Origin of the sequence: Mesorhizobium sp. M1A.F.Ca.IN.020.06.1.1 (assembly GCF_004023265.1) — a bacterium.
In the GTDB taxonomy this organism is placed as follows: domain Bacteria; phylum Pseudomonadota; class Alphaproteobacteria; order Rhizobiales; family Rhizobiaceae; genus Mesorhizobium.
This window is the reverse complement of sequence record NZ_RZSR01001250.1, coordinates 1-1,390: the sequence shown is the minus strand read 5'-3', so window position 1 is coordinate 1,390 and position 1,390 is coordinate 1. Positions and strand designations below refer to the sequence as shown.

Here is a 1,390-nt window from a genome sequence, read left to right as displayed (position 1 = left end):
CGTCAAGACCGAGCCGGGCATCTATTTCAAGGCGCCATTCGCCTTCTTCGATGCCGACAGCGTTCAGACGATCGAGAAAAAAGTGATGCGCTTCGACCTCGACAATATCCGCGTTCAGGTCTCCGGCGGCAAGTTCTACGAGGTCGACGCCTTCATCGCCTACCGCATTTCGGATCCGCGCACGTTCCGCGCGGCGGTATCGGGGCAGGTGGAACTCGCCGAAGCCCGGCTGAAGACGCGGCTCGATGCGGCGCTGCGCCGTGTCTATGGTCTGCGCGATTTCGAGGCGGCACTTTCCGAAGAACGCGGCGTCATGATGCGCGAGGTGCGTGACCAACTGCGTCCGGACGCGACGTCGCTCGGCCTCGACATCGAAGATGTGCGCATCCGCCGGACGGATCTGACCGCCGAAGTATCGCAGCAGACCTACGATCGCATGAAAGCCGAACGCTTGGCGGAAGCCGAGCGGCTGAGAGCCCGCGGCAACGAGGCGGCGCAGCGTATCAAAGCCAGGGCCGACCGCGAGGTCGTCGAGATCATCGCCGAGGCGCAGAAGGAATCGGAGATCCTGCGCGGCGAGGGCGAGGCGCAGCGCAGCGCCACCTTTGCTGAAGCCTATAAGCGGGACCCGAGCTTCTTCGATTTTTATCGCTCGATGAATGCTTACGGCACGGCCTTGGACAGCACCGGAACCACCATGGTGCTGTCGCCCGACTCCGAGTTCTTCCGTTTCTTCCGCGATCCGGAAAGCAAGCCCGAGCCCGGACAGCCGGCGGCATCGCAGCCCGCGCCCGCGACGCCGGCAGCCCCGGCCACGCAACCCGGCAGCGCCCAGTAGCGGACGGTGCAGGATTTCCTCGCGGCCATCGGCCTGGTCCTCGTCATCGAGGGCCTGGTCTATGGCGGGTTTCCGGCTCTGGCCAGGAAACTGGCGGCGGAGGTGCTGTCGTTGCCGGAGAATGTGCTGCGGATCGCCGGATTGGCTGCAATCGCCCTCGGCGTCGCCATCGTCTGGCTGGTTCGCGGCTGATGAAATTCCTTGGTGCCGAGGCGATTGACGATTTATCTTCCGCCGATAGCTATAGCCGCAAACGTGCCTTATTTCTTGCCAACATGAATTGACGGGCGCCTTTGCGGAAGCGCCTTTCTTTTTCAAAACGCCGGGAGGCCACGATGATATCCGACACCCTGTTGCGCGCGGCGCGGCGCAGGTTTTTCGCCGGCGCCACCGCATTCGTCGTCGGCATAGTTGCCGTCCCGTCCTTCGTCACGCCCACGATCGCCTCCGACGCGCCGCCTTCCGTCGCCGACCTCGCCGAACGCCTGCTCGGCGCGGTGGTCAACATCTCGACCTCGCAAACCGTCAAAGGCACGGAAGGCCCCGGTGCGG

Annotated in this window: 2 protein-coding genes and 1 pseudogene; all 3 read left to right on the top strand. The window is 64.2% G+C overall.

The annotated features are described in order from the left end of the window. On the top strand, positions 1–838 hold an 838-nt coding region (locus EOA60_RS32980; RefSeq protein WP_164899773.1), incomplete at its 5' end, for a protease modulator HflC. Between the two features lie 6 nt (positions 839–844). Next, the gene (locus EOA60_RS32975) at positions 845–1,030 is read left to right on the top strand and encodes a DUF2065 family protein (protein WP_095783779.1); all 186 of its coding nucleotides are present in this window, start codon (positions 845–847) and stop codon (positions 1,028–1,030) included. Positions 1,031–1,173: 143 nt separating this feature from the next. After that, positions 1,174–1,390, top strand: a pseudogene (locus tag EOA60_RS32970) (serine protease); the annotation flags it as partial.